Consider the following 8,781-nt stretch of genomic DNA (forward strand, 5'->3'; position numbering starts at 1 on the left):
TTATAAGTAATATTTGTTTATTAATTCAAAGTCACTGAATAATCGGTCGCTACAGCTCCAGAAACTGGATCACCATTTACATCAAAAAAGTTTAAGCTTGTAATTACGGGTTGCGATGTAAAACTAATTTTAGGTGCTAATACAATAGAAAACCTTGATTCAATTGTCTGTAAGAATCCATTAGGACTCATCAACATAATAACTAACTCATTGTTATCAACACCCCATACTACATTTCGATTCGATACGGTACTGGGCGTCATATCATCCACAACAACCCGCACATTTTCCTCACTTAATGGTACTGCTGCCGTTGTTGGCAAAGTCAATCTAAGCTCTATAGCTCCATAATATGTATTATCTGAGGGAGGTGTAACCTGAGCATGCGGTAAAGGCTCAAGTAACGCCAAATCGCCATTTCGAGAAGAACCTATACCAAATTCATGAGTAAATATGGTTGGTGCCCCTAATCCACTTACTATTTCTAGTGAAATTGGCACATCGTTAATATGACTGGTAATAGTAGGGAATTTCGCAATCGAATTAAATTGAATACTACCCATTCCAACAGGTAGATCTTCAGGTAAATCAAGAACGACTACAGTTTGCCAAGCCTCATGGTCTGAACTATCGATAACCGGCAAAGTTTCAGAATTCGTTAAATATAATCGACTTCTTTTGTCTGGATATAAATTAAAAACAGAACGAATAGTTAATGGTTGTTCAGTGCCCACATTTGGTACATAAACAGCTGTAGTATTCGCTGCTGATTTAGTCATACCATCTGCCGAACCAACTGCAAGCGTAATAGTGTCACCTGCTCGCGCCACTCCCGGAAAAGTTTGTAAATTGGTACAACCTTGAAGCATAAAAAACATCACGATAACTATTACATATATATTTTTATCTGATTGCTTACTAAAATTCATATGTTTTCCTTATTTATCAAGCAACTTTAATTACTGTGTTAATGATTGTTTTTGTAACAAGAACAAGTCACTTGCATCTATTAGCCCATCGGCAGAACAAGGCGGATAAATATCAGCTTGATGAGATTGTGAAACACTAGGTGTACTGATGTTTAAAATAAATTTTTGCATTAATAATAAATCAGGAGCATTAAGCTCTCCATCAACATTAATATCTCCAACCTGAAAAGTACCACTAACATTTATTAACGCATCTGTTGATGTACCAAATGGAGTAATCACTTTAATATTCGCTGTTATCGCATCAAGTGGCACAATAAATTCAAACGAGCCAGGTGTTATTGAGCTTAACTCTATAGATTGACAGCCCAACATAACTGTTGTTTCTGTATTTGTAGAAACATTACCACACTGCTCTATGCAAAAATTGGCACCTGTTATGATTACGGTTTCACCCTGATTAACAACACCACCTACATCACTAATTTGTGCAGCGGGTTCTATAACCAAAAGATTTGTCCCTAGAGCAACTTCATTTCCATCAAGTACCCCATCACCATCGGTGTCATTATTATTTGCATCGGCATCCAACCCTGATGGAAAAGGGTTATAACTTAAGCAGTCCCCATCAAAACAAACTTCTTCATAATCAGTTAAGCCATCATTGTCAGTATCAGAAACAAATACATTTAAACCCCATGCAATTTCATCTGTATCAGAAATCCCATCATTATCATCATCTGAATCACATACATCACCTTGTGAATCCAGATCATTATTTTCCTGGTTTAAATTTTCATCATTAGGACAATTATCAACTTCATTAAGTACAGTATCTAAATCTAAATCCATACTGGTTAATGCAGCTACAGTATTAATTAATCCATAACCAGATGTGAAATCAAATCCGTTACTACCCATATCAATTGCAGTAGTATCCATTATTGTATAAATTTCATCAGGGGTTAACTGATAACTAAATGATTTTATTAATGCTGCAACACCAGCCGCATGCGGTACAGCTGCTGATGTCCCAAAAAAATTGGGGAAGCCGTTGCCATCATAGTCTGAACCGAAAAAGGTATTATCCACACCATTAGGCGCGACTATATCTGGCTTAAGTCGAAGCTCATTTATTGAATTACCTGCAAGATCAAATAAAACTGAAAGACCACCACGAGACGAAAAGCCTTCTACTAAAGGTGGCGTTACACCATATGCCGGTGTTTTTGAATATCTTGCAGCACCCACCGAGTGACTACCATTAGCGTTGGAATGGCCATAACTACTTGCACTACTTGTTGCATACTCATTGATTGTCATACCACCAAAGTACACAAATTTAATCAGCCCTGGATCAGGGCCTGATACTTTATCAATGGCAATTTGATAAATAACCGCGTCACTTGAAGTATTTGTATAAGCAAACACTTCAACCGCATCACCACCCGTATTTCTATCTATACTGCCGCCAAGGACCTGCCCTGATGCAGAATATAAAATCATATCCATGTCAGTGTCAGCACCTGGTGCTCCGCTTATAGAAAAGAACGGATCATCCCATTGCAATACAAAAACAATCTGAGTATTGGCCGGAATTGTTACTTGCATTAACGAGTCGGTCGATGTCCCAGAATCAAAATCATGCCGTTTACTTCTCGATGAATAACCCCTTACACCTGAATTTCGGTAAATTGATTCATATGATCGCCTATAATTATTTCCAGCCGCAGAAAAATAAGAAACACCTCTAGACTTCACTGTATCAATTGCCTGGGCGATAACTCCATCTTGAAACATTGGTTCCGCAAAATAAATTATGTCATCATTGATAATGTCAGCATTTGCATTTTGCTCCAGATCCAATATTCCATTAGCAACAGACGCCATACCACCGGTTGCTGAATAAAAGGTTTGAGAAGCAGCTGGTGAAATATCGTGGATGATTTGCATCATTGCACGCCCTTCATCTGTGACCGATGAGCATGACGCGTCCTCTAATAAAATATTAATATTTTGAGGTAAGTCACCAGAGCTAACATCAGCGGCTGCGCCACCTAAACAATTAAAACTGTCTGATATCGTGCCTATGGTTACACCATTACCATTAACAGAAAACATAGATCTTGCTACATCTGAATATTCTGCAATATCTCCCTGCGAATCCACACTGCCTGACATTGTTCGTGAATAAGCAGCCTTTACAGACCTTAAGTTTGTAAAGCCCGAAATAGGTTCGAGTGAATCAATAGGAATAGAGCCAGATATTATTCGCCCATAAACAGAAATATTTTCCATCCCGCGTTTCTTTAATTGTTTAACTAACTTATCTGTATCAGCTGATGCAACAATATCGACAACAATCTTTTCATTATGAATTTTTGCAAGCTCGACACTAGGCTTAAAGTGTTTTTTTAACTTTTTAAAACCACCTCTATTACTATAATCCTTATATTCAGACACTATTAAAGACAGGTCATAACCTGCCTTTCTCATAACACCGTCTTTACCTGACCTATCACTACCATGAAATGCTTCTAACGCTCTAAGTGTAATAGAGTCGGTATCTGTAGCAGAGTGCAACTTACCTGCTATGGTGACTCCTGAGGTGAGTAACACCAGAATCAGCACTATGATAGCTTGTAATACTTTTTCCATATATTTAACGCGTCATCATTTTAGATACAATTTAAATGCACGATCCACGCCATTTAGAATTAACATCATATAAACAATAGGTTATGGAATTTATAAATTAGGAAATTGAAATTTATGTCAACTTATCCGACATTTCAGAAACCTATGCGTATCTGCACCTAATCTGAAATTAAATTTGAATAATGACTTTATGATTTAGAAATAAATCATATAAAAGAAATGAACGCCATCCTTGGCATAGACACTTAAAAAATTAGAACTTAATCCTTAAGGTTGCACCTAGAGAATTTTGAACCATAGAAATTGCTGCGTTTGTTCCTTCAACAACAGATCCACCAGGCCCAAAGGCAGTTGGACCTGTAATTACATTTTCAAATGCATGCATGTAATTAACAGCTAGTTCATAGTCTTTATTAAACATATAACTAGCACCTATAGTTATATGTGATTCAGGTGTTGCAGGTGCCAACATATTAAATAGAACCTCTTCACTCTGGATAGGAGATTCACCATAGTTTAGACCCGCGCGTAAATTGATTTTTTCACTATAACTCCAATCAACACCCAACTTATATATGGTCTGATCTACCCAACCAAAACCCATGCCATTATCGCCACCTAGCTTACATGAATCATCATCTAGACCTGGACACAATGGATTAAAATCACCAGGATCTGCTGCATTAGGACCAGGATTACCCACAGATTTAACATCACTGTAATTTATTCGCTGGATATCAAGTGCTACGACCAAATCTGGTATCACCTTATAAGCAAGACCAATTGTATAGTTTTCAGGAATGTCAAAATCACCCTGTTCAGCAAAAAGATTGTTATAATCTTCAAATTTTGTCATATATGTACGAGAAGAATAATTAACACCAACACTTAAGTCGTCATTAAGAAACTTACCAAAGTAACCCAAACGAATACCGGCACCGTAAGAATTATCCCAACCCGAATCAATAGCAGTAGAATTAGGCGTAAAACCTAAATCACCAAAAGACTCTAAACCTTCAGCTCTAAAAAACTGCCAACCAATGGCTAGAGATGCACCAACAGAGTGTTGATTATTTAGTTTATAAGCAATACTTGGAAGAATCTGCATTTGAACTAACTCAACACCCGCTTCTCCTCCTGGTACAGTAGTTAACGCAGGGTTAAAAACAGTTGGAGGACATGAACCGGGGGTTACACTATTCGTTCTTTGGCAACTACTACTGGTATCAGACTGATTATATTCAGTTTTTAAACCTGCTCCAATAAAAGCAAAACCTAAAGTAATATTATCATCATATTTATATGTCCCGCCCATTGAAGGTATCATAAATAAATCATGATTTGACGGCTCATCTGTAAACCCTAATACACCACTGTCATGATAAATAGATCTGGGCGGGTGAAATATTTCAGCACCTAGATCAAATTCATTTTCAGAGTCAACCATAGTGGCAGGGTTAAATGCAGCTGCCATACCCTCCATATTATAAGCAACACCAGTACCACCCATGGCACGTGATTTAGCGCCAAAGCCAATTAAAAAATAACCATTTGTTGCAGTTGCGATTGTTGGTGCCATTAAACCAACTGTTGTAGCAATGCATAAAGCACGCTTCAAATATGTTTTCATTTAAAATCCCCTAGATAAAAAGCATTATTCTTCTATCTGTATATAATTTTTTATAAAAATGGCAATGGTTAATTAAAACCATTACCTAATAGGTCGATTACTTCAGTTTGCGTCTCACACCTGTAAGTAACAATACAATCGCAGGAACAATGACGGCTAACCAGCCAATTGAACCAACACCTGGTTTAGACGTGAAATCAGCACCTACATCAACTTCGCCTGTATACGGCAATCTTTCAATTGAATCGCCAGGGCCCGCATTAAAGTTTGCATAGAAGCCGATAAAAGGTCCATCGACCATTGGCGAGCCAACGAAACCATCTGCATTGTGATCAATCGAAACTAATTTCCAGGTAGTCGCTGGATCGGGTGCTTCACCCGATACACCATCAAACAGATTATTCACTGGTGAGGCACTACCATCTGGGTCATTCCATACTGCATTCTGTTCCCAAACATTTACAACATCGATATTTAAAGTACCATTCCAGTCAAACAGGATATGTGCACCTAGCTGATCTGTGCCCACTTCCATCGTTATGAAACGCTCAGTTTGTGTACCCTCTAATGGATTATTACAAGCTGTTACACCGCCCCTTAATTGAGCAACCGTACATGTAGTATCAAAACTGTATGAACCTGGGCCAAACACTCGAATTTCATGCGCCGTCCAAAGGAAACCAAAGAATGGCTGAGGCAATGCCGATGAAATCTGCATATTGAAATTAGTATCAGATTCAGATGTATTCTTCGACTCATCCCAATCAAACGCTACGTCATTTGTGCCACCAAAGGTAGTACCTGCAGGATTAAGCATGGTGAAGTTACTGCCCTGCGCATAAATACCTACCTGAATCGTTCTCGTTACAGTAGTTGCAACATTACCAATACTATCAGTTGCGTCATAAGTAACGGTATATGTACCCGCCGTAGACGTATCTACAGTTCCTGTAATTTCGTAGTCAATACCCGATGCAGTACCACTAACAACGGCATCAGCCACATCCCCATCCTGAACATCATGAATATCCATACCAGGTTCGGTATAGGTATCATCAATACCCAGAACAATACCACCACCATTTAAGGTAATTACAGGCTCAGAGCGTGAAACAGTTACCGTAGAAGTTTCACTGGCTGTATTAGGTGTGTTTGCAGTATCTGCCGCATTATAAATTAATGTACTTAGCTGAGTATCCTGCCCATCAGGCACGGTACAGTTAACTATATTTACTGTGCTAATTGGTGAGATAGTTGCATTACAATCACCATTGGCATCAACAACCGTAGCCGTTGGTAAACTGGCAGCAAATGCGGCACATGCGGTTGACTCTATATTAACCGTCGTACCACCAGCCACTGTAATGACAGGTGCCAGAGTATCAACAAAATTAACCGTACGCGTTTGAGTAGCCGCGACTAAGGGTGTAGAACCTGGGTTACCAGTACCTGAATCGGTAAAATCGTAATCAATAGTTGCACCGGATGCCAATTCATTAGAGCTATTACCAATAATAGAATTATTATCTGTTTTAACAATACTTCCTACGGGTATCGCTCCATCTTGCAAATCAGTTGCAGATAAACCTGTATTATCTGCAACATTAGAGTAAACAGTACAAGCTTCATGAGTGACTGGACTCGTTACCGCTATTACTGGTCTGTCCACATCACTTACCGTCACTGTCAAAGTTTGTGTAGATGAAGTATTGCTTGCAGGTACTGATGGAGAACCAGAGTTATTTGGATCATCAGTGATCGCTGCACGTGCTACCCCATTATCAGTACAACTATAAGTAACCAGATAGTTACCTTCCGTATTGACATCAACTGTAGCACCGGCAACTGTAAAGCCAATATCTGAATTAACACCAACTGCATTAGTAATATCATCATTACCATCCGCATTATCTGCGCAGGTTACACTTACACCTGGACTATTTGGATCAAATCCCCCCCCAAATGCTACCGCTACCGTTGAGCTACCTAACGTCAAAACAGGCGCAGTCGTATCGTTATATGCAGCCAAAGTTAATCTCTGAATATCGAAGTTGGCACCGAAACCAACAAAGGGACCCGCAACCATGGGTGAGCCACCGATACCCGTATTAACAGGTGCACCAAGACCCGTTATTTGTGCCGTATCGATTATTAATGGGAGGGTACCACTAGGATTTAATCCTAAAGCACATGCGACATCATCAGCATTTCCACCAATGCCATCAGCATCACCACATAAATCAGTTGTATCTATAGAAGTGGTTGCTACAGGCGATGCACCCAAAGGAAAAGTCTGCTTAAGAAAGTCTGAGCCCGGTGTTGCGCCAACAGCGGATATAACATCATTAACCGCAATACCTGATAAATTATTTAAAATACCCTGCAGATCCCACACAAGTGAAACAGGTATATCATTATTAGCATTCCAGTCGAATAACATTTGAGCCATCCAGAGGTTACCCGATGCATCATTCGCATTATCAATATCTTCAAATGTCACATCATGGGCAATTGCCAGTCCACTTGCAAAAAACTCAAATGGGTCAATCGTTGCAACACCCTTACCTGTGCCTACATCCATTGTAAGCGAGCCACCTATTTGTGTACGTACTCCATATCCCCAGTCAGTATCAGCATAATAGGGATAACTGGTATTTTGTGTTGGTGCTCCTGACGCATTTACAATCGTAAAAACACCATCGCCAGGGCCTGTACATGTATCATTGGTACCAGTTACAACGCAACCAGCATTAGCAAACGTAAATTCATATATATCTGCTTGTGCTTCAACTACAACACCTAAACTCAATACACTTGCAATTGAGCTGGATAGTATTGTTTTTTTGAGGAAATTACCTCTGAATTTATTCATAATTATGTGACCCTATAACAAATTAATTATTGCTCAAACTTTGTATTACAGTAAGAAAACTTTAAAAACATATTAATAATAAAATATTTATATCTACCACGCTTAAGTACAATTTAAGCCCTTTAAAACACTGCGACAAACACGGCAAGATTAACATGAATACAATAACTTGTAAAACTCATTACAGCCTGATTTATAAGGGTTTTTTAGTTTATTTACTGATATAAAAAATATTTTTTTTCAGCGCCCCAACCAACTAAAAGCTAATTATTATTATTTAATACAATTTAATACATTTGATTGCATGTGATAACTACTTGTCAATACTTTTTCATCAAAAAAATGCAAAATAAAGCTTTTATTTGAAATAGGTGATTTTTTATACATTTACAATTAAAGCATTACCCGTCTTTCTGAATTAGTCACATCATGATACTGAGAAATAAAACCACAAACACCTACAACCAAGAAAACAGAAGCCAGGGCGAAAAATATGCTTCACATTTAACAGCAATCTTCTACCTTTATTAATTGCTACCTTAAATACAAAACTTCACCAGTTTTTATACAACAGCGTATTACCACTATACGCACCCAATAAAACATAAAATTTAAGCAAAAAAAAACGAGACCCTAAGGTCTCGTTTTTTTACAATGCGTTAATTCCTAAGAATTAAGACTGCTTACGACGA

Annotated in this window: 4 protein-coding genes; all 4 read right to left on the reverse strand. The window is 38.3% G+C overall.

From position 1 onward, the window contains the following. Positions 1-20: 20 nt before the first annotated feature. On the reverse strand, positions 21-929 hold the full coding sequence (locus DIZ80_01375; GenBank protein ID RDH86147.1) for a hypothetical protein: 909 nt from the start codon (positions 927-929) through the stop codon (positions 21-23). A gap of 30 nt (positions 930-959) precedes the next feature. Then, positions 960-3,587, reverse strand: coding sequence for a hypothetical protein (locus DIZ80_01380; GenBank protein ID RDH86148.1), 2,628 nt, complete (start codon positions 3,585-3,587; stop codon positions 960-962). A 253-nt stretch (positions 3,588-3,840) separates the two neighbouring features. After that, positions 3,841-5,217: a hypothetical protein gene (locus DIZ80_01385; GenBank protein RDH86149.1), complete on the reverse strand. Its 1,377-nt coding sequence runs from the start codon at positions 5,215-5,217 to the stop codon at positions 3,841-3,843. A gap of 97 nt (positions 5,218-5,314) precedes the next feature. Continuing rightward, positions 5,315-8,089, reverse strand: a complete 2,775-nt coding sequence (locus tag DIZ80_01390) for a hypothetical protein (GenBank protein RDH86150.1) — start codon at positions 8,087-8,089, stop codon at positions 5,315-5,317. Positions 8,090-8,781: the final 692 nt, after the last annotated feature.

This window comes from endosymbiont of Galathealinum brachiosum (genome assembly GCA_003349885.1).
Classification (GTDB): domain Bacteria; phylum Pseudomonadota; class Gammaproteobacteria; order SZUA-229; family SZUA-229; genus SZUA-229.

Coding starts and splice junctions, on each gene's coding strand:
- DIZ80_01375 (RDH86147.1), bottom strand. CDS start 929: ATGAATTTTAGTAAGCAATCAGATAAAAATATATATGTAATAGTTATC.
- DIZ80_01380 (RDH86148.1), bottom strand. CDS start 3,587: ATGGAAAAAGTATTACAAGCTATCATAGTGCTGATTCTGGTGTTACTC.
- DIZ80_01385 (RDH86149.1), bottom strand. CDS start 5,217: ATGAAAACATATTTGAAGCGTGCTTTATGCATTGCTACAACAGTTGGT.
- DIZ80_01390 (RDH86150.1), bottom strand. CDS start 8,089: ATGAATAAATTCAGAGGTAATTTCCTCAAAAAAACAATACTATCCAGC.